The 24732-nt window shown below is 55.5% G+C and carries 22 protein-coding genes and 1 tRNA gene; 9 read left to right on the top strand and 14 right to left on the bottom strand.

The genetic code is table 11. The features are described 5' to 3' along the window. Window positions 1-359: 359 nt before the first annotated feature. Window positions 360-608: a DUF1158 domain-containing protein gene (locus ACMVME_RS13455; RefSeq protein WP_025204775.1), complete on the top strand. Its 249-nt coding sequence runs from the start codon at window positions 360-362 to the stop codon at window positions 606-608. Window positions 609-667: 59 nt separating this feature from the next. On the opposite strand, the gene ACMVME_RS13460 is transcribed toward ACMVME_RS13455, so the two are convergent. Together ACMVME_RS13460 and ACMVME_RS13465 are read right to left on the bottom strand one after the other, a co-directional pair. Beyond that, complete coding sequence (locus ACMVME_RS13460; RefSeq protein WP_020885132.1) at window positions 668-1009, bottom strand: RamA family antibiotic efflux transcriptional regulator; 342 nt, start codon at window positions 1007-1009, stop codon at window positions 668-670. A gap of 32 nt (window positions 1010-1041) precedes the next feature. Further along, window positions 1042-2145, bottom strand: coding sequence for an MBL fold metallo-hydrolase (locus ACMVME_RS13465; RefSeq protein ID WP_068795138.1), 1104 nt, complete (start codon window positions 2143-2145; stop codon window positions 1042-1044). Window positions 2146-2335: 190 nt separating this feature from the next. Here ACMVME_RS13465 and ACMVME_RS13470 point away from each other — a divergent pair, with 190 nt between their 5' ends. The 3 genes from ACMVME_RS13470 to nfsB all read left to right on the top strand — a co-directional run bounded on the left by ACMVME_RS13470 (window position 2336) and on the right by nfsB (window position 4059). Beyond that, the gene (locus ACMVME_RS13470; RefSeq protein ID WP_020885134.1) at window positions 2336-2926 is read left to right on the top strand and encodes a TetR/AcrR family transcriptional regulator; all 591 of its coding nucleotides are present in this window, start codon (window positions 2336-2338) and stop codon (window positions 2924-2926) included. After that, complete coding sequence (locus tag ACMVME_RS13475) at window positions 2916-3284, top strand: MmcQ/YjbR family DNA-binding protein (RefSeq protein WP_414743448.1); 369 nt, start codon at window positions 2916-2918, stop codon at window positions 3282-3284. Before ACMVME_RS13470 ends, ACMVME_RS13475 begins: the two co-directional genes overlap by 11 nt. 121 nt (window positions 3285-3405) lie before the next feature. After that, entirely contained in the window at window positions 3406-4059 is a 654-nt protein-coding gene (gene nfsB, locus ACMVME_RS13480) for an oxygen-insensitive NAD(P)H nitroreductase (protein ID WP_047357037.1), read from the top strand. 121 nt (window positions 4060-4180) lie between these two features. On the opposite strand, the gene ACMVME_RS13485 is transcribed toward nfsB, so the two are convergent. Both ACMVME_RS13485 and ACMVME_RS13490 read right to left on the bottom strand, forming a co-directional pair. Further along, a complete protein-coding gene (locus tag ACMVME_RS13485) occupies window positions 4181-5215 on the bottom strand; it encodes a DUF2157 domain-containing protein (protein WP_068795139.1) in 1035 nt (344 codons plus the stop codon). Further along, a complete protein-coding gene (locus tag ACMVME_RS13490) occupies window positions 5212-6081 on the bottom strand; it encodes a helix-turn-helix transcriptional regulator (RefSeq protein WP_014168966.1) in 870 nt (289 codons plus the stop codon). Before ACMVME_RS13490 ends, ACMVME_RS13485 begins: the two co-directional genes overlap by 4 nt. Before the next feature lie 107 nt (window positions 6082-6188). Here ACMVME_RS13490 and ACMVME_RS13495 point away from each other — a divergent pair, with 107 nt between their 5' ends. Both ACMVME_RS13495 and ACMVME_RS13500 read left to right on the top strand, forming a co-directional pair. Then, on the top strand, window positions 6189-7625 hold the full coding sequence (locus tag ACMVME_RS13495; protein ID WP_059306703.1) for an MFS transporter: 1437 nt from the start codon (window positions 6189-6191) through the stop codon (window positions 7623-7625). 66 nt (window positions 7626-7691) lie between these two features. Further along, window positions 7692-8936, top strand: a complete 1245-nt coding sequence (locus tag ACMVME_RS13500; protein WP_014168964.1) for a mechanosensitive ion channel family protein — start codon at window positions 7692-7694, stop codon at window positions 8934-8936. Here the strand turns inward: ACMVME_RS13500 and ACMVME_RS13505 are convergent, their stop codons facing one another. From ACMVME_RS13505 to ACMVME_RS13550, 10 genes are all read right to left on the bottom strand, one after another. Further along, window positions 8937-9908: a LacI family DNA-binding transcriptional regulator gene (locus ACMVME_RS13505; RefSeq protein WP_025204778.1), complete on the bottom strand. Its 972-nt coding sequence runs from the start codon at window positions 9906-9908 to the stop codon at window positions 8937-8939. It abuts the gene before it with no gap. Between the two features lie 75 nt (window positions 9909-9983). Beyond that, window positions 9984-11126: a Gfo/Idh/MocA family protein gene (locus tag ACMVME_RS13510; RefSeq protein WP_068795140.1), complete on the bottom strand. Its 1143-nt coding sequence runs from the start codon at window positions 11124-11126 to the stop codon at window positions 9984-9986. Continuing rightward, window positions 11119-12144 carry a sugar phosphate isomerase/epimerase family protein gene (locus tag ACMVME_RS13515; RefSeq protein WP_068795141.1) on the bottom strand — a complete coding sequence of 342 codons (1026 nt, stop codon included), beginning with the start codon at window positions 12142-12144 and terminating at the stop codon, window positions 11119-11121. The genes ACMVME_RS13510 and ACMVME_RS13515 overlap by 8 nt, the downstream gene beginning before the upstream one ends. Before the next feature lie 15 nt (window positions 12145-12159). Further along, the gene (locus ACMVME_RS13520) at window positions 12160-13398 is read right to left on the bottom strand and encodes an MFS transporter (protein ID WP_025204781.1); all 1239 of its coding nucleotides are present in this window, start codon (window positions 13396-13398) and stop codon (window positions 12160-12162) included. Between the two features lie 184 nt (window positions 13399-13582). Next, the gene (gene pheP, locus ACMVME_RS13525) at window positions 13583-14971 is read right to left on the bottom strand and encodes a phenylalanine transporter (protein ID WP_014168959.1); all 1389 of its coding nucleotides are present in this window, start codon (window positions 14969-14971) and stop codon (window positions 13583-13585) included. A 102-nt stretch (window positions 14972-15073) separates the two neighbouring features. Continuing rightward, window positions 15074-17257, bottom strand: coding sequence for a TonB-dependent receptor (locus tag ACMVME_RS13530; protein ID WP_068795142.1), 2184 nt, complete (start codon window positions 17255-17257; stop codon window positions 15074-15076). A gap of 217 nt (window positions 17258-17474) precedes the next feature. Then, a complete protein-coding gene (locus tag ACMVME_RS13535) occupies window positions 17475-18515 on the bottom strand; it encodes an ABC transporter ATP-binding protein (protein WP_032677576.1) in 1041 nt (346 codons plus the stop codon). Between the two features lies 1 nt (window position 18516). Beyond that, on the bottom strand, window positions 18517-20091 hold the full coding sequence (locus ACMVME_RS13540; RefSeq protein ID WP_014168956.1) for an ABC transporter permease: 1575 nt from the start codon (window positions 20089-20091) through the stop codon (window positions 18517-18519). A gap of 24 nt (window positions 20092-20115) precedes the next feature. After that, entirely contained in the window at window positions 20116-21132 is a 1017-nt protein-coding gene (locus ACMVME_RS13545) for an iron ABC transporter substrate-binding protein (protein WP_032677574.1), read from the bottom strand. A 330-nt stretch (window positions 21133-21462) separates the two neighbouring features. Further along, window positions 21463-21539 (bottom strand) — tRNA-Arg (locus tag ACMVME_RS13550). 278 nt (window positions 21540-21817) lie between these two features. On the opposite strand from ACMVME_RS13550, the gene ACMVME_RS13555 reads away from it, so the two are divergent. The 3 genes from ACMVME_RS13555 (at window position 21818) to fimZ (ending at window position 24702) form a co-directional block, all read left to right on the top strand. Next, the gene (locus ACMVME_RS13555; protein WP_032681528.1) at window positions 21818-22516 is read left to right on the top strand and encodes an EAL domain-containing protein; all 699 of its coding nucleotides are present in this window, start codon (window positions 21818-21820) and stop codon (window positions 22514-22516) included. 24 nt (window positions 22517-22540) lie between these two features. After that, on the top strand, window positions 22541-23257 hold the full coding sequence (locus ACMVME_RS13560) for a helix-turn-helix transcriptional regulator (protein WP_014168953.1): 717 nt from the start codon (window positions 22541-22543) through the stop codon (window positions 23255-23257). Between the two features lie 812 nt (window positions 23258-24069). Further along, window positions 24070-24702, top strand: a complete 633-nt coding sequence (gene fimZ / locus ACMVME_RS13565) for a fimbria biosynthesis transcriptional regulator FimZ (protein ID WP_014168952.1) — start codon at window positions 24070-24072, stop codon at window positions 24700-24702. Window positions 24703-24732 lie beyond the last annotated feature (30 nt).

Here is a 24732-nt window from a genome sequence, read left to right on the forward strand (position 1 = left end):
ATAACTATTATTCGAATACGATGATTTTTACAAAATATTTCTAAACCAACGCTAAACGAGGAGGAACCATGTTTGGTATTTATCGCGCACGTCGCCTGGCGTTATACATTGTCGCTGCCATTGTTATTGCCACGTTAATTGGATATAGCACTTATATGTTTGTAAAATTATTTGCATGACAAGGACATTTATTTACATAACGCGATAATAATTTAATCGCTTCTGAGAGATTATTCTCTTTCTGTTATTTATTCGCAGAAAAGTGCATTTGATTTAACAAAAAACGTCTGCCGGGTTTATATTGCTTTACGTTCCGCGATGCCGGACAATGACATTTTTAACTGACGATTAACATTAAGATGAAACACCCGTTAGAATCGCTGCTCACAGCGGGGGGCATTTTGTTGATGGCCCTGCTCTCCTGCCTGCTGTTACCTGCGCCGTCGCTTGGGCTGGTGCTGGCGAAAAAGCTGATGACGATCTTCCACATGGTCGATCTTAACCAGCTGTACACCATTTTGTTCTGCGTGTGGTTTTTACTGCTTGGCGCCCTCGAATTCTTCATTCTGCGTTTCGTCTGGCGTCGCTGGTTTTCACTGGCATCGTAAGTAAAAAAAACCGGGTGCGGCTGCGCCTTACCCGGTCGGATTTCTGCATAACGACACGTTCAGTGTGTCCGGCTGTGGTTCTCTTTGCGGTACGCGCCAGGCGGCTGGTTGAAGGTACGGGTAAAGATACGCGTAAACGTCTGCTGCGAATCAAAGCCGTAGCGCAAACAGATATCGTAGACGCGCTCGTCCGATTCACGCAGGTCACGCGCTGCCAGCAGCAGCTTGCGTTCGCGAATGTAACGCCCGAGACTTTCGCCCTTGTACTGCATAAACAAACGCTGCAGATGCCATTTCGAGTAACCCGCGTGGCGGGCGATCTCTTCGATACGTAATGGCTGGTGCAGGTTGTCGTCGATCCACTCGACGATGGTGTCGATGACTTGAGCGGAAATGGTCATACTGCTCTCCCCCTCTGCTTCTCGCTTAAACATTATTCCCACCACTCACGAAAGGTTTGCGTGGTATCACTCACATGAACAGGTTCACCCAGCTCCGGCGTCAGTAGCCGATAATTTTTATCTTTGCTGGCCTGCGCCAGCTGGATCAGCGGATCGTTCCAGGTGTGTTTCGCCAGCACAAAGCGTCCGTTATGACCGGGCACGACAGCTTTCGCGTTAAGGTCAGCCGACGCCTGCGCCGTTTCCGCCGGCATCATGTGAATGTACTTCCAGTCCCGATCGTACTGGCCGTTTTCCATGATGGCTAAATCCACCTCGCCGAACTGCTCACCGATGGCCCTGAAGTGCGGGCCGTAACCAGAGTCTCCGCTGTAATAAACCTTCTGCGCCGGCGTGACGAACATAAAGCTCCCCCACAGGGTTTGATCGCGTTTAATCCCGCGTCCGGAGAAGTGACGTGCCGGCAGGACGTGCACCGTTAAGTCATCACTGATGCGCACCGACTGGTTCCAGTCGCGCTCGTCGATAATTTCCGGCTTCATGCCCCAGTAGCGCAGATGAGATCCAACGCCCAGCGGAGTAACCACACGTTTCACCTTCGGCAGTAACGCACTGATGGTGGCGTAATCCAGATGATCGTAGTGATCGTGGGAGATGATCAGCAGGTCGATCTCCGGCATGTTCTGCGCATGCCAGGGATACTCGCCCGCAAAAGCTTTATTGAGGAACGAGAACGGCGCGGCATAGTTGCTGAGTACCGGGTCAATCAGAATACGTTTACCCGCCAGCTGCATATACCACGACGAGTGACCGAGCCAGACCAGCGTGTCCTGCTCCAGCGGCAGACTGGCGAGATCGGTTTTCACCAGCGGCAGCGGCTGCGCGGGACGGGCATTTTCGGTTTTGCGGGTCAGAAATTGCCACCACGCTACCAGCATATTTTGCTCGCCGGTGAAGCCCGGTGTCGGCAACGTATTGTGGAATTTCCCGTCGCGATACTGCGGGGAGGCCTCCACTTCGGTAAGCTGCGCACCCTGCGGTGGCTGGCCAAATCCAGGATTCAGGACAAAAGGTAAACTCGCAGCTGAAGCAATAATCATGACGAACACCACGCAGATGAATAGAGGCTTTTTCATATCCTGACCCGAAAACGCGCCCCATCCGATGGTTTACGCGGGTTGAACTTGATTATGAGTGAGTAAGCACTCATTATAGATATGATGATAAAGTCGTCAAGACGTTTTCGATCTTTGACATTGCGCGTTGCAGCCTGTCAAAGCACGTGTTTCAATCAAGGTTTTTACAATTGACAGGAGGAACAATTTAGTGGCACGTCCGAAGAGTGAAGATAAAAAACAGGCCTTACTGGACGCAGCAACCGCTGCATTTGCACAGTCAGGTATTGCCGCCTCAACGGCCTTAATTGCCCGGAATGCGGGCGTCGCTGAAGGCACACTGTTCCGCTACTTTGCTACCAAAGACGATCTGCTGAATGCCCTCTATCTGCACCTGAAGCAGGATCTCTGCCAGACGATGCTGGCGGAGCTTGATCGCACGCTCACCCTTCCCAAAGAACATACCCGCAATATCTGGAACAGCTACGTGGACTGGGGCATCCGTAATCCTGTCGCTCACGCCGCCATTCGCCAGCTTGGCGTCAGCGAGAAGATCAGCGCCGAAACGGAGCAGGCCGTGCAGGAGATGTTCCCGGAACTGCATGAACTGTGCCGTCGCGCAGTGCGCCCGGTATTTATGTCCGATGAGTTTCGTACCTTTGGTGATGCCATGTTCTTATCGCTTGCCGAAACCACCATGGAATTTGCCACCCGCGATCCGTCCCGCGCCGTCGATTTTAAAGCGCTGGGCTTTGAAGCCATGTGGCGTGGACTCGCCTCCGAGGATATTGATGGACAGTAAATCGCTGCAGGAACACGCCAAACGCGTGGCGCTGGAACTGCCGTTCACCGAACACTGCTGGCCGTTCGGGCCGGAATTTGATGTGTTTAAAGTGGGTGGCAAGATTTTCATGATTGTTGCGGTTGCTCACGGGCGACCGCATGTCAGCCTGAAATCCGATCCGGAAAAATCCCTGTTAAACCAGCAGATCTACCGCGGCGTTGAGCCGGGGTATCATCTCAATAAAAAGCACTGGATTTCAATCTACGGCACCGACGATGTTACGCCGGAACTGGTGGCCGATCTCATCAACGACTCCTGGAATCTGGTCGTCGATAAGCTGCCGAAAAAAGACCAGAAATGGATCAGGCCGCGCTGATTGTTCGTCTGAGACGAACAGATTAAGCGCTCAAAATGCACTTATCTTTTCCCGCTTCGCACGGTAATCTGCACTCCTTTTCGCGCCCGCACGCGGGCGAATTTTATCACCAGGAGTTGTTATGGATATCATTTCCGTTGCCCTGAAACGCCACTCCACCAAGGCGTTTGACCCAAGCAAGAAACTGACCGCTGAAGAAGCGGAGAAGATCAAAACCCTGCTGCAGTACAGCCCGTCCAGCACGAACTCCCAGCCGTGGCATTTTATTATTGCCAGCACTGAGGAAGGTAAAGCGCGCGTGGCCAAATCTGCGGCAGGCACTTACGTGTTCAACGAACGCAAAATGATGGACGCCTCTCATGTGGTGGTGTTCTGTGCGAAAACCGCCATGGACGATGCGTGGCTTGAGCGCGTCGTCGATCAGGAAGAGGCCGACGGTCGCTTCAACACCCCAGAAGCAAAAGCGGCGAATCACAAAGGTCGCTGCTATTTCGCCGATATGCACCGCGTGGATCTGAAAGATGACGACCAGTGGATGGCGAAACAGGTTTACCTCAACGTCGGTAACTTCCTGTTAGGCGTGGCCGCGCTGGGCCTGGATGCCGTACCCATTGAAGGTTTTGACGCCGCCATCCTCGACGACGAGTTTGGCCTGAAAGAGAAAGGCTTCACCAGCCTGGTGGTGGTCCCGGTTGGACACCACAGCGTGGAAGATTTCAACGCAGCGCTGCCAAAATCTCGCCTGCCGCTGAGCACGATTGTGACCGAGTGCTAAGACAAACGGGCTGCAACTGCGGCCCGTTTTCAATCACGCGTCATCTGCCTGGTTTCGCCATTGAACCAACATCTCACACAGACGGCGTTTTCTGCGTCTTCCCAATAAAAACGCGTAAAACTTACTTCTCCGCACGCCCGGCATGCCAGATCCGCTCCGCATACCGCCCTATCACCGCCAGCGACGCCGCCAGAATCAGGAAGAACACCACCTTGTTCATCCCATCCCAGAAGTATTCGAAGTAGCGGGTATAGAGGTTAATGGCGAGGAACGTCAGGCCAAACCCGCGCAGCATGCCGTCGTCGGTTTTCAGACTGATGTAAATACAGAGAACCGCCGCCACCGCAAACAGCAGCGCCCACGGCAGCAACGAGGCCTGGGTCACGCTGTACCAGTTATCGATATCGTAATTACCAAATATCGACATGATCCACAGGGCGACAAAGAGATACGTCAGCCCCATCGCTTTACTGGTGGTGTAGAGATGACGGGACTGCAGCACAGCGCACAGGATCCAGCACAGGGCCAGCAGCGCGCCGCCGAAAAAGATAAAGCGCACCGGATAGTTCATCCCCAGCCAGTAAGCGCCCCAGCCGGACATATAGCCCGTCTCCGCGCCAAACCAGTTGCCAAGCGAGAGCAAGAAAAACAGCCAGACCAGCCCGGAGCGGCCGAAAAAGCCTACCAGGCCATAGACGGCACAGCCGGCCAGGAACAGGGGGGCGATGTGGCCGCTGCCGTTATCCAGCCGTTCACCCAGCTGCCAGAGCGCGATGGCGGTAAACAAGACTCCGAGGAACAAAATCGCTTCGGTACTGTAATGCCACTGCGTCTCCCGCCGCTGGCGGCTGAAGCCCCACAAATAAAACAGCACGGCCAGGATCGCCGGCAGCCCGATGCGGGCAAGGGAGGAAAAAGCGAAGAATTCGATAATGCGCGCCATCAGTTCGCTGTCCGAGAACAGGCTGCCGATGGCGATAATGACGCAGGCGAGTGCCGTCCAGAAGGCGTAGCGGCTCAGCCGCTGCCAGTCCATGGTCACGCGTTGAAGCGTACCGGCCAGCCGCTGGTGGTCGTCAGCGGTTAATGTGCCTTCCTGTTGCCACTCGTTGAGTGCGCGGCGTAGCAGCCGCTCCTGTTTGCCGGTAACCTTCATTTTGCCTGCTCCGTCAGCCATTCCATTGCTCTCTCCCCGGCTTCATCCACTGGCAGATACACCAGCAACCGGGAACCGTTTCGTGGAGCAGAGTACCAGTACATCTGCTGCAGGGTAAATTCCCCAAGCTCAGGATGGGTAAACAACTTGAGCTGGTTTTCCACACCGCGCACGTCATTGCGCTGATGCCACAGATTTTTAAACTCCTCAGATACCGCAAAGAAGCGCGCCAGTTTGGCTTCCCACAGCGGGTCACCCCGGTGCTCGGCCATCGCCGCCCGGAAATAGGAGACAAAGACGGGCAGCACATCGTCACGTCTGCCGAGACGGGCGCGCCATGCCGGGTGGGTGAGGAACAGATAAATACAGTTGCGGTCTTCCGGGGGGATCGCATTGAAATCGACCCCCATCAGATGACCAAAGCTGTCGTTCCACGCCACGATGTCGAAATTGGGTTTCTGAATGCTGGCCGGTTTCGGCATTAACGTATCAAGCAGGCGGCGCGTGCCTTCGCTGATCCCTTCACAGCAGGTGGCCTGCGGTGCTTCACCCGGCGGTAGCCCGGCCAGCACAAAAAGATGGCGCGCTTCGGTCGGGGTACATTGCAGCGCTTTTGCCACGGCGGCCATCACCGCGCTGGACGGATTGACGTCCCTGCCCTGCTCAAGCCAGGTGTACCAGGTCACCCCGACGTCCGCCAGCAGGGCCACCTCTTCACGGCGCAGCCCGGGCGTGCGGCGTCGACCGCTGCGCGGCAGGCCGAGCCGCTGCGGATCGAGGCTTTCGCGTCGGGCGCGTAAAAACGCACCAAGTTGTTTTCGGGTGTCATCCTTGAGCGAGACGACGGGTTCAGACATCAGCGCCATAAATCCCCCTGCATGGTAGTGCCAGTACCAGTATAAGCAAGAACTGGTACCCGTTTATCAGATCGTTGATGCTACGACCATCTGTTGAATGACGCAATGGAGTTACCATGAATACGTCAGTCGTTTCACCGGGCCGCGCAGGCCTGATATTGCTGTTAACCGGCCAGATGCTGCCGCTGATTGATACCTCAATCACCAACGTGGCGCTGGATGCTATCACCCACTCGCTGCACGCTACGGCCACCGAGCTGGAATTAATTGTTGCCCTTTACGGTGTGGCCTTTGCTGTCTGCCTTGCCCTCGGCAGCAAGCTGGGGGATAACCTTGGCCGCCGACGTCTTTTCATGTGGGGCGTGGCGAGCTTTGGCCTGGCCTCACTGCTGTGCGGAATGGCAGGCAACATTGAACAACTGCTGGGCGCCCGTATTCTTCAGGGGGCTGGCGCGGCGCTGATCATGCCGCAAATTCTCGCCACCCTGCACGTAACGCTGAAAGGCACGGCCCACGCGAAGGCCATCAGCCTCTTTGGCGGCATCGGCGGCATCGCGTTTATCGTCGGCCAGATGGGCGGAGGCTGGCTGGTATCGGCGGACATTGCCGGCCTCGGCTGGCGTAACGCCTTCTTTATCAACGTGCCAATTTGTCTGGTGGTGCTGGCCATGAGCCGCCGCTACGTGCCGGAAACCCGCCGCGACACGCCATCAAGCATTGACTGGACGGGCACCGTCCTGCTGGCGATCATCCTCTGCTGCCTGCTGTTCCCGATGGCGCTTGGCCCGCAGTGGCACTGGTTCTGGCCGCTTAAGGTCGCGCTTATCGCCATTATTCCGCTTGCCGGGTTAATGGCCCTCAACGCCCGCAAAAAAGAACGGGACGATGCGCATCCGCTGATCCCGCCGCGCCTGCTGCAGTTGCGCAGTATCCGCTTTGGCGTGCTGATTGCGTTGCTCTTTTTTAGCGTCTGGTCCGGCTTTATGTTCTGCATGGCGTTAACCATGCAAACCGGTCTGGGGATGGCGCCGTGGCAGTCTGGCAACAGTTTTATCGCCCTGGGTGTTACCTACTTTATTTCAGCGTGGTTTGCCCCGCGTCTGATTGCCCGCTACAGCACCAGTACCATTCTGCTCACCGGTCTGGCGATCCAGATAGCGGGCCTGCTGGCGCTGATTGTCACCTTCCGCCTCTGGGGAATGCACAATACCGCGCTGACGCTGGCACCCGCGACCGGGCTGGTCGGCTACGGTCAGGCGCTGATCGTGAACAGTTTTTATCGTATTGGCATGCGCGATATTCAGCCTGATGACGCCGGGGCGGCGAGCGCCATTTTGAGCACGCTGCAGCAGGCGGCGCTTGGACTCGGTCCGGCCATCTTTGGCGCGATTTTGCTGCACGGTCTGCAAAATCATCACGGAGATTACACCCAGGCGATCACCCTCTTCCTCGCGGTGGAAACTGGCCTGATGGTGATCCTCGCGCTGGCGACGCTGCGGGTTCGCCATCACCTGTGCCTGCCGGTGGTGACGACCTGCCACGCCGTCAAATAACCCTGACGAATTTGCATAATAGATCCGCAGCCGCCATTATGGGGCTGCATCAATACAGGAGACGTTATGCAGGAATTAATTGCTCAGGTTGAAGAGTTAGGCATTGAAATTAATCACACCACCTCTTTAGTGATTATCTTTGGTATTATTTTTCTTACCGCACTCATCGTTCATTTTATTCTGCACAAAGTGGTCCTGCGGGCCTTTGAGAAGCGCGCGCAGGCCAGCAGCCATTTATGGTTGCAAATCATTACCCAGAACAAGCTATTCCACCGCGTCGCTTTTACCCTGCAGGGGATAATTGTCAACGTTCAGGCGGTACTGTGGCTGCAAAAAGGCAGCGAAGCCGCGGAAATGCTCACCACCTGCGCAAAGTTGTGGGTGATGGTGTATGCCCTGCTCTCGTTCTTCTCGCTGCTGGACGTCATTTTCAATCTTTCGCAAAAGATGGCGACAGCCTCGCAGCTCCCGCTGAAGGGCATCTTCCAGGGGATAAAACTGGTGAGCGCTATTCTGGTGGGGATTTTAATTATCTCGCTGCTGATTGGTCAGTCGCCAGCCATTCTGATTAGCGGCCTGGGCGCCATGGCTGCGGTGTTAATGCTGGTGTTTAAAGACCCGATCCTCGGGCTTGTCGCCGGGATCCAGCTCTCCGCCAATGACATGCTTAAACTCGGTGACTGGCTGGAGATGCCAAAATACGGAGCCAACGGCACGGTCACGGACATTGGCCTGACCACCGTGAAGGTGCGCAACTTCGACAACACCATCACCACCATTCCGACCTGGGCGCTGGTCTCTGATGCCTTTATCAACTGGAGCGGCATGTCGGCCTCCGGCGGGCGACGCATCAAGCGTAGCCTGAATATAGACACCACCAGCATCCACTTCCTCGACGAGCAGGAGCAACAGCAGCTGATTCAGGCGAAGCTGCTTAAGCCGTACATGGCGGCGCGTCACGAAGAAATTTCGCTCTGGAATCAGGAAAACGGTGAAGGCGAATCGGTGCTGAACCTGCGCAAAATGACCAATATTGGAACCTTCCGCGCCTATTTAAATGAATATCTGCGTAATCACCCGCGGATCCGTAAAGATATGACGCTGATGGTTCGTCAGTTAGCACCAGAAGCTAACGGGCTGCCAGTTGAAATATACGCGTTCACTAACACAGTCGTCTGGGCGGAATATGAGGCGATTCAGGCCGATATTTTCGACCATATATTCGCCGTGGTGGATGAATTTGGTCTGCGTATTCATCAGTCTCCGACCGGAAACGATATTCGCTCGCTGGCTGGCGTAATAGCGAAATAATCAGGCGCTGGCGCGGGAGATAAAGCGCCAGTCCATCATCACTCTTTCCGTGGGCGCATCCGGGTTATCGATTTTATTCAACAACAAATCGACCGCCTTGCGCCCAATATCCCGCGACGGCTGTTCGATGGTGGTGAGCGAAATCATCTCCGCCAGTTCCGTACCGTCAAACCCGACTACCGCAATGTCTTCCGGCACGCGTAATCCCGCCTGCTGGATCGCATGCAATGCGCCTGCCGCCAGGGTATCGGAAACGGCAAAGACCGCGTCAGGCGGGTTTTCCTTCAGCAGGTTTTGCATCGCCGCCATTCCGGCGCCGAAGCTGAGATCGCTGGCGTATTCCACCGCCTGGTAAGCCAGATCTTTCAGGTGGATAACGCTCTTATAGCCACGCTCGCGCAGGCGGGCATATTTATAACTCAGGTCGTGGTTAATCATCGCGATCCGCCCGCGCCCACCGTCGGCAAGCTGGCTGACCGCATGCTGCGAGGCGTCCACATCGTTAATCCCGACGCAGGAGACCGCACCGGCATCGGCGTATTCGGCGCACTGCACCCACGGCGCAGCGCCAATCAGGGCGGCCAGTTCAGGAAGCTTTGAGAAGGCATCCATGGTGATAATGCCGTCGACAATTTTACCGGACAGCAAACTCAGCCCCGAACGCGAGCGTTCAATGTCAGAGCCGGAGTTGCACAGCAGAATGCGGTAGCCGTTCTTTTCGGCTTCCTCTTCAATGCCTTTCACCACTTCGGCGCAGAACGGGTTAGCGATGTTCGACACCATTACCAGAATCATATAGCTGCGGGCAGTCCGCAGCTGGCGCGCCAGCAGGTTGGGCTGGTAATTACTCTCTTTGATCGCCTGCAGGACGCGTTCGCGGTTTTTCGCTTTCACGGTATCGCTGTTGTTAAGCACGCGAGAGACCGTTGCCACGGACACCCCGGCAAGCTGAGCGATTTTCTGAATGGACATAGCGACGGCATTTCCTGCGGTTAACGTTTTATGCAGGCTACCATAAATTCGTTGCCCGGCGAACCGGGCAACGCGTCAATACGCAACGCGCACCCAGCGCTGTTGCTGATGGCTTTTCACTATCGCATCAATGATATACATGACGTTCGCGCCGTCATGGAACGTCGCAAACAGCGGCTGTGCCGGCATCTCCCCCTGCATCACGGCGCGGTAAAACTGCGCCATCATATTTTTAAAGGCATCAGGCCAGCCTTCGATATGTCCGCCGGGAAAATGGGCGCTTTCGGCCACGTCACGGTTCATCAGGTTTGGATCGTCGGAGAGGGTCTGGTTTGCCTGCGCGCGATGGCCGATCCAGAGTTGCTGCGGCACCTCCTGATCCCACGCCACGGACCGTTCGCTGCCGTTAATTTCAAACGTCAGCCGATTTTTGCGCCCGGCGCTGACCTGCGAGACGTTAAAACTGCCTTTGCTGCCATCGTCGAAGCGCACCAGCACCGAGCCAAAATCTTCGGTGGTGACCGGTCTGTCTTCATCGTTCGCGCTGCGATCATCCGTGAAGGTCCGGTTTCCCGCCGCACTGGCCTTGCGCGTTGGCCAGACGATGGCGAGGTCGGCCATCACGTCGGTGATCCGCCGCCCGGTCACAAACTGCACCGTGTCGCACCAGTGGGAGCCGATATCCGCCACCGCGCGCGACGCACCGCCCAGCGCGGCATCCACCCGCCAGTTATAGTCGGTTTCCAGCAGCATCCAGTCCTGCAGATAGCTGCCATGCGTGGCAAACAGCCGACCGAGACTGCCCTCGCGCCTCATGCTGGCCGCCTGGCGCACCATCGCAAACTGGCGATAGACAAAGCTGACGCCGTGTACCACGCCCGCCTGCTCAGCCAGTGCCACCAGCTCGCGGGCCTCCTCCGGGGTCATACACAGCGGCTTTTCGGAAAAAACATGCTTACCCGCCCGCAAAATCTGGCGGTTAATCTCTGCGTGCAGATGGTTTGGCGTGCAGTTATGCACCACGTGCAGATCCGGATGGGCGAGCAGCGCCTCAACGTTCCCGTAAGCATGGGGCACATTCAGCTGGCGCGCCTTTTCCTGCGCTTGTGAAAGCGAGCTGTCGCACAGGGCGACCACCTGCACACTGCCGAGACGCCGCAGCGCCTCAATGTGCGCCGGGCCGATAAAGCCGCTGCCGACGATCCCGACGTTAATCATGGCTGCCTCCCGCGGCGAAATCGTCAAACGCGCGCCCGGATACCGGAATGATATGACGACGGATAAATTCGCTGCCTTCGCGGGCACCGGTATCGCCATCTTTAAGACAGCACTCCCACTCCAGCACTGCCCAGCCCTCGTAGTCGTACTGGGTCAGTTTGCTGAAAATACCGGTGAAGTCGATCTGCCCGTCGCCCGGCGACCGGAAGCGACCCGGACGATGAAGCCACGGCTGGTAGCCACCGTATACGCCGCTGCGCCCGTTAGGACGAAACTCTGCATCTTTGACGTGAAACGCTTTAATGCGCGCATGGTAGAGATCGATAAACGTCAGGTAGTCCATCTGCTGAAGCAGCATATGGCTGGGATCGTAGAGAATATTGCAGCGCGGGTGGTTGTCCACCAGCGCCAGAAAACGCTCAAACGTCACACCGTCATGCAGGTCTTCCCCCGGATGCAGCTCATAACAGACATCGACGCCGTGCTCATCAAAGGTGTCCAGAATGGGCCGCCAGCGGGTTGCCAGCGTCTGGAAAGCGTCCTGAAAACGCTGCGCGTTGTGCGGCGGCCACGGGTAGAAAAATGGCCACGCCAGCGATCCAGAAAAAGTGGCGTGCGCTGTCAGGCCTAATTTTGCGGAGGCCGCCGCCGCCTGATTCAGTTTGCTGGTCGCCCACGACCGACGGGCCGCGTCGTTACCCCGCACGTCTGCCGGCGCGAAATGGTCAAACGCGTCGCCGTAGACCGGGTTCACCGCAATAAGCTGCCCTTCCAGATGGGTCGACAGCTCGCTGATCGCCAGCCCGTGCTCCGCCAGCGTGCCGGTAATGTCGTCACAGTAAGCCTGGCTCTCAGCCGCTTTCTCCACGTCAAAAATGTGCGGATGATTGCAGGGGATCTGCACGGCTTTGTAGCCCTTACCTGCTGCCCAGCCTGCCAGCCCATCCAGCGAGTTAAACGGCGCTTCTGCGCTGATAAACTGCGACAGGAAAATACCGGGTCCCTTAATCGTTCTCATACCACCTCCTGAACGTTACGCCTTGTCATCGTCATATTTGAACGTGAGAAGGAAAATCAGCGCAATCACCGCTGCCGCCACCGCCGGGATCCACCAGAAGGTGACCCACGCCTGCGGCACGGCCTGTCCCGCCACCAGACGGTTATACAGCGCGCCAGAAATCTGCGAACCAAGCAGCATGCCGATGCCGTAGGTGAACATCACGATCATGCTCTGCGCCTGGCCTTTCACCTTTTCGCCCGCCACGCGGTCGGTATAGATAAAGCCCACCACAAAGAAGAAGTCATAGCACACACCGTGCAACAGGATGCCGAGATAGAGCAGGAAACGTCCCTCCTCACTCACCCCCATGGCAAACATCGCGTAACGGACAAACCACGCCAGCATGCCGACCAGCAGCATGACTTTCACGCCCAGACGACGGAAAAGCAGCGGGATCACCAGCATGAAGACAATCTCTGACATCTGGCCGAACGACATCGCGGTGCTGACATCAGCAATCCCGGCATCCGCCAGATATGAGGCGGTGTAAGCGTAGTAGGTGCCAAGCGGCACGGAAATCAGCATTGCGCAGACGGAAAAGACCAGGAAGTGGCGGGTTTTCAGCAGGGCAAACGCATCAGCGCAGAACAGATCGCGAACCTGGACCGGCAGCCCTTTTGCCGGGGCGGGCGTGTGCGGCAGCGTCAGGCTGTAGAGCGCCAGCAGCACGGAGCTCGCCGCCGCAACCTGGAAGATCGTGACGCTGGAGGCCACGCCGGTAACGCCGATAAAGATCCCCGCGACAATCCAGCCGATAGTGCCGAACACGCGCACCACCGGGAAGGTTTTATCGACGTTTGCCAGGCTGTGAAACGCGATGTTGTTCGTTAACGCCAGCGTCGGCATATAGCAAAGCGTGTAGCCAAACAGCAGGCCGATCAGCAGCGCACCATTTTCAGCGATCAGCGCCCCCGGAACGAACCACAGGATAGCCGCGCCGGCCAGGTGCATTACCGCCATCACCTTCTGCGAGGCGAAGAAGCGATCCACCAGCATCCCGAGCACGAACGGCGACAAAATAGAGGCGATGGGCCCGGCGGAGAACGCATCACCAATCAGCAACGACATGTTGTGCTGGGTCATCACCAGACCCAGCGTGACCGACCAGCTACCCCAGATAAAAAACTGCAGAAACATCATCAGCGACAGACGCGGAACCAGCAGCCGGTGCTGCGCTATCACCTTTCCACTACTTTCAGTTGTTGACACCATAATGAGCCTCACCCTAGAAAAGTAATCGATTACAAATACCATCAAATGAAAAGTAATCGATTACAAAATAAAGATCCTGTGGATCAGGAGAGATTTGGGAGAGGGGTCACGATAAAGAGGTTTATCGCGTTAGGATGAGAAACCGGATGGCTCGCCCTCTCCCACCGGGAGAGGGCGGCATGCATTATTGCTTGCGGGAAAGTTTAAACGCCACAAACAGGAAGATTACCCACACCGGGAGCAGCATCGCGGAAAGCCGCATGTCGTCCATGGTGCACATCAGCACAAGGATCAACCCGAGGAAAGCAATGCAGAGATAGTTTCCTGCCGGATAAAGCAGCGCTTTAAACTGCGTCTCACGTCCCTTGCGACGCATCGCGGCACGAAAACGCAGGTGCGCCAGGCAGATCATGATCCAGTTCAGCAGCAGGGTGGCAACCACCAGCGCCATCAGCAGGCCAAACGCCTCTTTTGGCAGCAGGTAGTTGATCACCACCACCAAAGAGGTGATCGCACCGGACAACAGCAGAGAATTCACCGGCACGCCGCGACGGCTGACGCGGGTTAAGAACTTCGGCGCATTCCCCTGCACGGAGAGGCCAAACAGCATCCGGCTGTTAGAGTAGACGCCGCTGTTATAGACCGAAAGTGACGCCACCAGAATAACGAAGTTCAACGCTGAGGCCACCACATTGCTGTTGAGATCGTGGAAAATCATCACAAACGGACTGCTGTTAGATTTCACCTCAACCCAGGGATAGAGCGCGAGCAATACCACCAGCGAACCGATGTAGAACAGCAGAATACGGTACACCACCTGGTTGACCGCTTTCGGAATGCTTTTATGCGGGTCGCGCGCTTCAGCGGCGGTGATACCAATCAGCTCCAGCCCGCCGAAAGAGAACATGATCACCGCCAGCGAAAGGATAAGCCCCTTCCAGCCGGTCGCCAGGAACCCCCCGTGCTGCCACAGGTTGTCGATCGTGGCACGCTCACCGCCGTGACCCGAGAACAGCAACCACAGGCCAAAACCAATCATGCCGATAATCGCCAGCACCTTGATGAGCGCAAACCAGAACTCGGTTTCACCGTACAAACGGACGTTCACAAGGTTGATGGCATTGATGATAATGAAGAAGGCCGCCGCCCAAATCCAGGTGGGCACATCCGGGAGCCAGTACTGCATGTAGATGCCAGCGGCGGTCAGCTCTGCCATCCCCACCAGCACAAACATCACCCAGTAGTTCCAGCCGGAGAGGAACCCCGCAAACGGGCCCCAGTATTTATACGCAAAATGCGCGAAAGAGCCTGACACAGGCTCTTCGACGACCATCTCGCCAAGCTGGCGCATGATCAGGAAGGCGATAATCCCGGCGAGGGCATAGCCCAGCAATACCGCCGGCCCCGCCATCTGAATGGCCGGGCCGATGCCGAGAAACAGCCCGGTACCGATAGCCCCACCGAGGGCAATTAACTGTATATGTCGATTTTGCAAACCACGTTGCAGCGTCGGATTCTGTTCCGACGAAGCTTCAGCGCTACCGGTGCCTGAAGCGGATGACGCGTCTTTCACGCCCTACCCCTGTCTCTTTTTTAGAAGGGGCACGTTTTAACACTTCAGGCTGGTGGTAGCAAGGGAATGGGGCATCCCTGCCCCGGATAACGAGCGGCGTTCTCAGAATGCGTAGCCCACCGAGACTTTAAAGGTACGCGGTTCGCCCTGGGTGATGTAGGTACCTGAATCATCCACGCTGGACCAGTAGTTTTCATTGGTCACGTTGTCGATACCCGCACGCACCGTCATCTGATTTTGATTGTGGTTAACGGCGAAGCGATAACGCATACCCAGATCCAGCGTAGTGTAGCTGTCCAGCTTTTTGGTGTTCGCCAGGTCCGCGTATTGCGTGCCGGAGTGGTTCACGCGCGCGGTAGCGGTCAGGCCATCAATCGGTTTGATGTCATACTCTGCGCCCAGAACGGCATAGAAATTCGGAACGCCAATCGCATCATTGCCCTGGTTGAGGCCGTTGTTGGTTTTGGTCAGCTCCGCCTGCAGCCAGGTAGCGCTGGCGTTCAGACGGACGCCCAGCAGGGGCTCACCGAACACATTCAGCTCCACGCCGCGGTTACGCTGCTCGGCATCAAGACCATAATGACCGTTGCTGTTGAGGATCGCCGACGGCATTTTGATCTCAAACAGCGCCAGGGAGCCGCCCACGCGACCAAAATCCGCCTTCACGCCCACTTCGTTCTGCTTAGAGTGAACGATGCCGGTGCTCTGCCCGTAGTTGGTGGCGGTGTTGGGAGCTGTTTGACCCGGCTGCAGCGCTTCGGTGTGGTTGGCATACAGGGAGATCGCCTCCCACGGCTTGTAAACCACGCCGTAGGTAGGCATCCAGCGGCTGCCGTCGAAGCCGTCTGCTTTATTCTCCTGCCCGGTAATTTTGTTGTATCCGCGAATGACCACCTTCTGATGACGCGCCCCGGCGGTAAACAGCAGTTTGTCGTCCAGCACGCCCAGCGTATCACTCAACAGCCAGCCCTGCGTCCGGGTACGCCCGCTGGTGAGCGGATCGCTGTAATTTCCGCCTGAGCCGTTGAAACTGGAGCTGTCCGGCATATCCACACCGGTGTTGTGATAGATATTGGTGGTTGGGTTATCCGCCGCCGACGACATTTTCCAGCCGATTTTTTCATTTTTGGTCATCGCGGAGTAACCGACGTTGACTTTATGCGTTACGAAGCCGGTAGCAAAGTTACCGCGAATACCCGCCATCCCGCTGACGGAATCGCTGATGCGGTTGGTATCAAGACGGCTGACCGTCGCCTTACCGCTTTTATCCAGCAGCTTCGGCGCGCTGTAGATCCCTTCTTCGTGAGCGTGCTGTGCGCCGAGGCCGGTATAGGCCGTCCAGTTATCGGTAATGTCGTACTCGCTGCGCCACATCCCGAATTCATTTTCGATGTTGCTGTAGGCCCATTTCTGCGAGAAGTTGCGATCGTTTTTCGGCGGTTCAGGCACGAAATCCACGGCGGAGATATTGACGCTGGTCGGGCTGCCATGGAAGGTTTTCTTCTGATACCCCACATCCAGAGAGGTGCGGAAATTGTCGCCTTTGTAGTCGAGGCCGGTGGAGAGCAGCGTAGTGCGGCGGCGATCGTTGGGCACCCCGCTTTCCCCTTCGCGATGGACGAGGTTCACGCGCGCGCCAAACTGGTCGTTGTCGCCATAGCGACGGCCCGCATCCAGCGTGGTGCCAAACTGGGAATCAGAGGTGTAATCGACGCCCACTTTTGCCTGCGGCGTTTCATCCGCGTGTTTCGGCTCAAGGTTAATCATTCCCCCCACGCCTGAACTTGCCGCGCCGTTCATCAGGGCGTTTGCCCCTTTAAAAATCTCAATGCGGTCGACCATCTGCGCATCCACCACCTGACGCGGCAGAACGCCAGACAGGCCGCCGAAGGTCATGTCATCTCCGTCAAACTTCAGGCCACGGATACGGAAGGTTTCGGCGCTGTTGCCGTAACCCTGAACGTACTGCACCCCCGCGTCGTTAGCGACCACATCAGCAATGGTTTTCGCCTGCTGATCTTCTACCAGCTTCGAGGTGTAGCTGATGATATTAAACGGCACGTCCATGGCGTTCTGCTGCCCCAGCATCCCCATGCGTCCACCGTTCGCCACCTGCCCGTCAAGGAACGCCGGCACAAGCTGGTCGCCGCCGGGTTTAAAATCGCTGGCAGGCGCAGACTGGACAATCAGGGTGTCTTCTTTCTTTTCATCCGCCGCCAGGGCAGAGTGCGTGACCGCGCCGATGGCGAGAGCCAGCAGCGTTTTATGCCTTTTCGTGTTGTTCATAATTAACTCATTAAACGTGCGCGCAAAAAGGGCCCGTTGTCGGGCCTTAGAATGTAATCAAGTGCAATGCAAATGAGAAATATACGCATTACATGATTGTTGGCAAGCGTAAACGCACGTCACTGCGTGAGAAAATCGGTTAACAGGCGCGGGAAAGCAGGAGGACGTATGGACGGGATAGCGTGGCGCATAACCGCCCCGTTTCCGGGACGGTCTTTCAGGCGCGGCGGGAGAACGATAAAACGCGGGCGGTTCCCGCAACATCAATACGCACAGCCGTACCCGGATTCCAGCCAGGCTGGCTTACGGTCTTCAGAACAACAGGCTCCTGCTGCCCGGCAAACGCCAGGGTGAGCGTGGACAAATGACCGGTAAAATCGACATCAATTATCGACACCGGACTTTCATGCGGCGCGCACGCCGTCACGCGCAGTTGTTCAGGGCGCATCATGACTCTGCCCTGCCCGGTGGCATGCGTATTGTTGGTGGGTATCTCACCCAGCGCGCACACCGCATGGCCGGCGGTAAGCTGAGCGGGCAGGATCACCGCGTCGCCCAGAAACAGCGCGGTCTCTTCATCAACAGGCTGAGTGTAGACGTCATACGGGGTACCCACCTGGGTAAAGCGCCCGGAACGCATTACTGCCACCTGGGTGGCAAAAGATAACGCTTCGTTTTGATCGTGCGTCACCAGAATCGAGGCAACGCCCGCTTCCGCCAGCAGGTCAGCGGTCGCTTTGCGGGTCATGGCGCGAAGACCGGTATCGAGCGCCGAGAACGGCTCATCCAGCAGCATCAATGAAGGACGCTGAGCCAGCGCGCGGGCGAGCGCCACACGCTGCTGCTGTCCGCCAGAAATCTCATGCGGCCAGTGGGTCGCGAGCTGCCTGTCCAGCGACACCATCTCCATCAGCGCCTCTACGCGCTGGCGCTTTTCGTGGCGCGTGCCGTCCAGCCCCCAGGCAATGTTGTCTGCAACGCTGAGATGCGGGAATAACGCCCCCTCCTGGGGAACAAAGCCGATGCCGCGCAGATGGGCGGGAACGAAGCTGTTTTCGTCAAACAGCGTTCGGCCCTGCATCACTATCCGCCCGGCGTCCGGCGTTTCAAAGCCGGCAAGAATGCGCAGCAGCGTCGTTTTGCCTGACCCGGACGGCCCGACTATCGCCGTCCGGCTCCCCGGCGCAACGCTCAGGTTTAAGCTGTCGAGCACCTGCACACCGGAAAAGGATTTAGAAATGGACGTTAATTCAAGCATGTCATAGTCCTGCAATTTTTTTCGACTGCACGTAGAGGATGGCGGTCAGCGGGAGTGAAATCAGGATCATCAGCATCGCGTACGGCGCGGCGGCAACATAATCGATCTCACTGGTCAGCGCCCAGAAACCGGTGGAAAGCGTGCGTGTTCCCAGCGGAGAGAGCAGCAGCGTGGCGGTCAGTTCGTTGCTGACGCCGAGAAAAACAAGCGCAGCCCCCGCGGCGGCACCCGGCGCGGCCAGCCGCATGGTGACGCTCCACAGCGCCTTCGCAGGCGTGCTGCCAAGGCTACGCGCCACGTTTTCCAGCTCTACCGGCGCCTGGGCAATCCCGGCCCGCAGGTTGATGAGCGCGCGGGGCATAAACATCAGCAGATATGCGAGGAACAATGTAATTTCCGTCTGATAAATGGGGCGGGCGTAATGAATCGTCACCGTTACCAGCGCGAGAGCGGTCACAATCCCCGGCAGCGAGCTGGTGATGTAGATACACCCTTCCAGCATCCGGAAGACGCGGTGCGGATAACGGATACCGAGCCACGCAATGGGGATCACGCAGGCCGTGGTCAGCAGTGCCCCACCCACGCCGAGCATGAGCGTCTGGCGCAGGGAGTGCCAGAGGTCCGCGCTCATCCAGTTCTCAATACCGCCCAGCCAGACCCAGCGACAGAGCACAATTAACGGTACGCCCAGCGCCAGCACGATCAGCGTGAGGAAAAACAGCTGGCCCAGCGTGGCCGCGACCGGCTTCAGCGGCCAGCGTTTCTGTTCACGTGCGGCCCCGCCGCCGATGCGCGCATAGCGTGCTTTTCCGCGCGTCACCCCTTCCAGCATTAAGATGGCCAGACAGCATAAGGCCAGCACACCCGCCAGCATATTGGCTGCCGGGCCGCTGAAGGTAGACTGAAACTGGTCATAAATCGCGGTGGTGAACGTATCAAAGCGGATCATCACGTACAGGCCGTATTCCGCCAGCAGGTGCAGCGCGACCAGCAGCGCCCCGCCGCAGATAGCAAGCTTGAGCTGCGGCAACACTACGCGGAAAAAGACCCGCCACGGCGGCGTGCCGAGCGACGCGGCCACATCTTCAAGCGTCGGGTCGAGGCGGCGCAGTACCGCGGCAACCGGCATGTAGATAAACGGGTAGTAGGCTAAAACAGAGAGAAATACTCCCGCGGAAAGACCGTGCAGGGAGGGGACGACGCTCACCCAGGCATAGCTTTGTACAAACGCGGGGATTGCCAGCGGGGCGACCGCCAGCGCAGACCATATTCCCCGCCCGGCCAGCCGGGTACGCTCCGTGAGCCAGGCTATCGCCACGCCGGTCACAATACAAAGCGGAACCGCTAAGGCCGTCAGCCACAGCGTGTTGCTGAGCAGTTCAGCAACACGCGGGCGGAACACCAGCGTCTTAATGGTCTCCCAGCCCGTCTCAATGCCAATGGCAATGATAAAACCCAGAGGCAGAAGCGCCATTAATGAAAATAAGACAGCTAACGCAACCATCGGCAGCGCAGGTCGCCTGCGGGCAGGCTCCTGCATCCTGTTTTTTCCGATGTCGAGACTCAGACCAGACATAAGGCGTTCACTTAACTCTCAGGATCACAGCAGGCCGGCTTGCGTCATCAGCTCGATAACTTTTTTGCTGTTAAGCGTTGAAGGTTCCACTTTCGGCGCATCCAGATCTTTCAGCGGAACCAGTTTCGGGTTAGAGGCCGCGTTCACGCCAACCGCATATTCAAACGCGTTATTGGTGCGCAGGCTCTCCTGACCTTCTTTGCCGGTGATCCACTTGATGAATGCCTGAGCCTGTTCTTTGTGTTTGCTGGACGCCAGTACGCCACCGCCGGAAAGGCTGACAAAGGCACCCGGATCCTGATGTTTGAAGTAGTAGAGTTGGGTGTTTTTGCTGTTTTCACCCGTTTTGGACTGATCGACAAAACGGTAGTAGTGATAAATCACACCGCCATCAATCTGGCCGGCATTAACGGCTTTCATCACGGTGCTGTTACCTTTGTAGGCCACAAAATTGGTTTTCATCGCCTTCAGCCACTCAAGGGTGGCCTGCTCGCCTTTCAGGGCCAGCATCGCACTTACGATCGCCTGGAAATCCGCGCCTGACGGCGATGCCGCCCAGCGGCCTTTCCACTCAGGTTTCGCCAGATCCATCAGCGATGTTGGCAATTGCTGTTCGCTCAATTTTTCCGGGTTATAGACAAACACCGTGCTACGCGCAGCAATCCCGATCCAGCGGCCGTGCGCAGGACGAAATTCCGCAGGCACCTGCTTCAGGGTCTCTGCATCCAGTGGCGCGAACAGTTTGGCATTATCCACCAGAACCATTGATGGCGAGTTTTCCGTCAGAAACACGTCTGCAGGTGATGCCGTGCCTTCCTGAACCAGCTGGTTACCCAGCTCGCTGTCATCGCCATTACGCAGCGTCACCTTAATACCTGTTTCTTTGGTAAAACCGTCAACCCACGCCTTCACCAGATTTTCATGCTGCGCGTTATAAACAACGATACCTTCGTTGTTATCAGCGGCAAGTGCTTGTGTGGAAAGGAAAAGAGATGAAGACAACAAGGCAAGCGAGAAGCATGACAACAGGCGAGAATTCATGAACATATCCTTTATAGACCAGGGTGATTTACCACGCATAGCGTTGTGGGACAGGATTAAAGCATACAAAAACGCTAATGATAATTAGTATCAATCAAGTTTAGTCGTAAAAGTGTAAAATATTCTTATACAGCGGATAAATATGATAAAAATCCAGATTATAAAAATGGATGAAATAAAGATTAAGAAAGCCTTAGGCTGGAAAAATAACAAATATTCATTAGCGTTCTATTTATTTCCCGATTATTTAATCGACAGAATGAGATCGGCATAAACGTGTATTTAGCGTAAAACGGGAGAGTGGAAGCGAAAAAGGGTGAAGGCAGTAAATGGCACGCCCTGTAGGATTCGAACCTACGACCTACGGCTTAGAAGGCCGTTGCTCTATCCAACTGAGCTAAGGGCGCACTGAGAAGAGTGAACTTCGCGGTGGTGAAACGCCTGGAATTATACGGTCAATGACAGGTGAGTCAATGCCTTTTCGGCTTTCAGGGGCAATTACCGCTAGCCGATTGTAAATACGGCTGTTTTTTCAACATTCATCGCTTTTCCGTCGTAGAATTTCGCGCTGCGAAAAGGCTTAGTTGCATTTAAGTAACGCCTGCTGTTTTCCTGAGCGTCAGCTCGTCACACTAGTGTGAGGTATCCCGGCCGCCTGGAGGCTGACAGACAACAGGACCATGGAGTGACAGCGCAAAACCTGACCTATACGCCCCCCCGGTTACAGTACCTTTCTCAGGACATCGTCGGCATCAAACTTGAGCCCATCGTCGCCCTCTCCTCTTTACGCAGGGTCGGCGTGGAGGTCCTTAGCGTCCTGTCTGAAACGCAGCATAGCGAAGCCTTTTTCCGCCATCAGTCTGCAGACTGGTCGATAACGCTGCTTGAAGTACAGCTCACCGCGTTAAAAAATACCCCGCACTGTAATAATTTTTTCATTAATCTGCCGATAACCGTCCTGACAGAGCCCGACGCTTTTCAGCGGCTTAGCCGGATAAAATGTCCGCCGCTGAATATTGAACTTGTCGACCCCAGTGCTTTTTTAACGCTGTCAGCCGCGCAGAGGCAGACCGTTACCCGGAGCCTGTTGCAGCTCATAAGACAAGGTCACGGTATCTGGCTGGATGACATTGATGAAACACTCATCCCGCCCTTTTTATCCTGCCGGTTACCGTTAAGCGGCGTAAAAATCGATAAGGATGCATTCTGGCGTCTACGCGCCACGCCCGCGCTACGGCAACTGGTGTCCCGGTGCTTTCAGCTTGCCGGGAAAGTGCTTATTGAAGGTATTGAGACTGAGCAGGATTGTACCTGGGCACTGCAGGCAGGCGCAGAACTCGGCCAGGGCTATTACTGGCCGTCCTGGACATGGCCGGAGGATTAAAAAGCCATTTCCAGGGGGGAGGCCATGCGAATGACAGTGCGCCGTTACCGGCGGCGGCGTACAGGAAGTGATGCACTGGGATTTACGCACTCGCCTTTTGCTCCCCCCTTCTTCGACCGGCTCGAATTTTTGAGTCAGTCCATCAGCCAGCCCCGCAAAACAGACGCTCCGTTTATCATTCTGGTGACGGAGGATCATTTTCTACGCACCGGTTTTCTCAACGGCCAATTCCCCCTGAGCAGCTGTTGCGACTATCCCACGCTGGAGGATGCGTTTAGCGCCCTGGCCCAGTGGCCTTCCGCCCGCCTGGTGGTGGATATTGAAAGCCGCTCCACTGCGCTGATCGACAAGCTGGATCAGCTCAGAAGGCATAGCCTCTATCCCCCTTTTCTGACGCCCTATCTGTTAGTCAGGGCGGATAATTACGATACTCGCCTGTTCTGCAAAGCGGCGGGCCCTTTTCACGTGCTCGAACGTCAACTGACGCCGTCTGCTTTCCAGCACAGCCTGATGGATACCAGCCCTCCCCAGGGCTGCGATAAAGACTGGTTCTCCCGCACCGAATGGCCTATTTTGCAGGAGTTATCGCGGGGGAAGACCCTTCGCCAGATAGCGTTGATGCAGAATCGCCCCTATAGCCGCATTATCTATCGTCTCAGCTGCATTCTTTTGAAACTGGGTCTGACCCATCGCCAGGAACTGCTGCACCTTCTCAATAACCTCTCAGACTGCACCTTCTAACCCACCCACTAAGCCCTTATTTCCTAAAGACCTTTAGGAATTTACTTATCAATCATGTTACTTATTTGTTAAATTTTAACAATAATTTCAATTTTATAACTATTCCTAATTTACGGGCTTAAACCATGTGAAATGTCACAGAATGAATAATCTGCAGCACTTTCCTCCGTGCGTTAAGTGTTTGATAAAGGAGTTAATAAGACGATAATGATGTAAAAACAAGCGGCTCGGCGAGACTGCCTGGCAGTCAAAAGCGAAGTCTGTAGTATGTTCTGCTGTACGACGGGTGCCCTTTCCGGCGACGACCCGATCACTTTCAAACGAAGGTCTGGTGCCCTCTGTGAACACTTTTTCACCATCCGTTCCCGCTTTCAGCCCCTGAAAACGGCCGTCGATTTGTTAACATTTGATCAACATACAGTGTGATATGTCATTTTTTGTTATTACATAAAGATCAAAAGATGCGGTAAATGGGATAACAGGATATTTAATCTAATTTTAAAAAAATAGCTATTCGGATCCAGAAGATAATACAAAGTAATAAGCGAGGGGTAATTTACAGGGTTTTCGGAAAAAACTTACACGGTATAATAAGACGCGTATCAAATATGAATAAGAAAAACCTTTTTGCCAACACCAGCCAAATGAGATGACCGCGCTGAGGCATAGATTTCTTCACTACGTTAACAAGGATGCTTTCGCTCTTTCCAGGGAAATACTACGGTATAAGGATCTGCACATTTATCCTTCCGGCATTTCGAGAGTTTTAACCAAACTCGGCATAACGCTTTTAACAGTCTGAGGCATTAAAAATGAAACCGGCATCCGTTATCATTATGGACGAACACCCTATCGTCAGAATGTCGATAGAAGTCCTGCTACAGAAAAATAAAAACATCACAGTCAAACTCAAGTCTGGCGACAGCCATGAAGTCCTTGACTGTATCCGTAACCACCCTATCGATCTGGTGATCCTGGACATCGAACTTACGGGCACAGATGGCTTCGCTTTACTGAAGAGAATCAGAAACTTAAATAAAGACATCAAGGTCCTGTTCCTCTCTTCAAAATCCGAGTCTTTTTACGCGGGACGCGCCATTCGCGCCGGGGCAAATGGTTTTGTCAGTAAACGAAAAGATTTGGGCGAGATCTACAACGCCGTTGAAATGATCCTGATGGGCTATTCTTTTTTCCCGTCGGAAACGTTGAATTTTATAAACCATTTGGGTTCGGGGAAAGGGATGGTCGCGGATATGCCATTATCGAATCGTGAGGTGACGGTATTACGTTACCTGGCAAATGGTTTATCCAATAAGGAGATTGCAGAGCAGTTGCTATTAAGCAACAAAACCATCAGCGCACATAAATCCAATATTTATTCCAAGCTGGGTGTGCAAAGCATCGTTGAATTAATTGATTATGCCAAAGCACACGAACTGCTATAACCTGAATTCACTCCCTGCAGCTTATCCGAG

Source organism: Enterobacter cloacae complex sp. 2024EL-00711 (assembly GCF_047529885.1).
Lineage (GTDB): Bacteria > Pseudomonadota > Gammaproteobacteria > Enterobacterales > Enterobacteriaceae > Enterobacter > Enterobacter ludwigii.

Excerpts from the sequence above, each read along its gene's own strand:
- ACMVME_RS13535 (WP_032677576.1), bottom strand. The coding sequence starts at position 18,515 with ATGCTTGAATTAACGTCCATTTCTAAATCCTTTTCCGGTGTGCAGGTG.
- ACMVME_RS13485 (WP_068795139.1), bottom strand. The coding sequence starts at position 5,215 with ATGAAGGTTACCGGCAAACAGGAGCGGCTGCTACGCCGCGCACTCAAC.
- ACMVME_RS13520 (WP_025204781.1), bottom strand. The coding sequence starts at position 13,398 with ATGGTGTCAACAACTGAAAGTAGTGGAAAGGTGATAGCGCAGCACCGG.
- ACMVME_RS13505 (WP_025204778.1), bottom strand. The coding sequence starts at position 9,908 with ATGTCCATTCAGAAAATCGCTCAGCTTGCCGGGGTGTCCGTGGCAACG.
- ACMVME_RS13515 (WP_068795141.1), bottom strand. The coding sequence starts at position 12,144 with ATGAGAACGATTAAGGGACCCGGTATTTTCCTGTCGCAGTTTATCAGC.
- ACMVME_RS13530 (WP_068795142.1), bottom strand. The coding sequence starts at position 17,257 with ATGAACAACACGAAAAGGCATAAAACGCTGCTGGCTCTCGCCATCGGC.
- ACMVME_RS13510 (WP_068795140.1), bottom strand. The coding sequence starts at position 11,126 with ATGATTAACGTCGGGATCGTCGGCAGCGGCTTTATCGGCCCGGCGCAC.
- ACMVME_RS13500 (WP_014168964.1), top strand. The coding sequence starts at position 7,692 with ATGCAGGAATTAATTGCTCAGGTTGAAGAGTTAGGCATTGAAATTAAT.
- ACMVME_RS13465 (WP_068795138.1), bottom strand. The coding sequence starts at position 2,145 with ATGAAAAAGCCTCTATTCATCTGCGTGGTGTTCGTCATGATTATTGCT.
- ACMVME_RS13540 (WP_014168956.1), bottom strand. The coding sequence starts at position 20,091 with ATGTCTGGTCTGAGTCTCGACATCGGAAAAAACAGGATGCAGGAGCCT.
- ACMVME_RS13460 (WP_020885132.1), bottom strand. The coding sequence starts at position 1,009 with ATGACCATTTCCGCTCAAGTCATCGACACCATCGTCGAGTGGATCGAC.
- ACMVME_RS13455 (WP_025204775.1), top strand. The coding sequence starts at position 360 with ATGAAACACCCGTTAGAATCGCTGCTCACAGCGGGGGGCATTTTGTTG.
- ACMVME_RS13490 (WP_014168966.1), bottom strand. The coding sequence starts at position 6,081 with ATGGCGCTGATGTCTGAACCCGTCGTCTCGCTCAAGGATGACACCCGA.
- ACMVME_RS13560 (WP_014168953.1), top strand. The coding sequence starts at position 22,541 with ATGCGAATGACAGTGCGCCGTTACCGGCGGCGGCGTACAGGAAGTGAT.
- fimZ (WP_014168952.1), top strand. The coding sequence starts at position 24,070 with ATGAAACCGGCATCCGTTATCATTATGGACGAACACCCTATCGTCAGA.
- nfsB (WP_047357037.1), top strand. The coding sequence starts at position 3,406 with ATGGATATCATTTCCGTTGCCCTGAAACGCCACTCCACCAAGGCGTTT.
- ACMVME_RS13475 (WP_414743448.1), top strand. The coding sequence starts at position 2,916 with ATGGACAGTAAATCGCTGCAGGAACACGCCAAACGCGTGGCGCTGGAA.
- ACMVME_RS13545 (WP_032677574.1), bottom strand. The coding sequence starts at position 21,132 with ATGAATTCTCGCCTGTTGTCATGCTTCTCGCTTGCCTTGTTGTCTTCA.
- ACMVME_RS13495 (WP_059306703.1), top strand. The coding sequence starts at position 6,189 with ATGAATACGTCAGTCGTTTCACCGGGCCGCGCAGGCCTGATATTGCTG.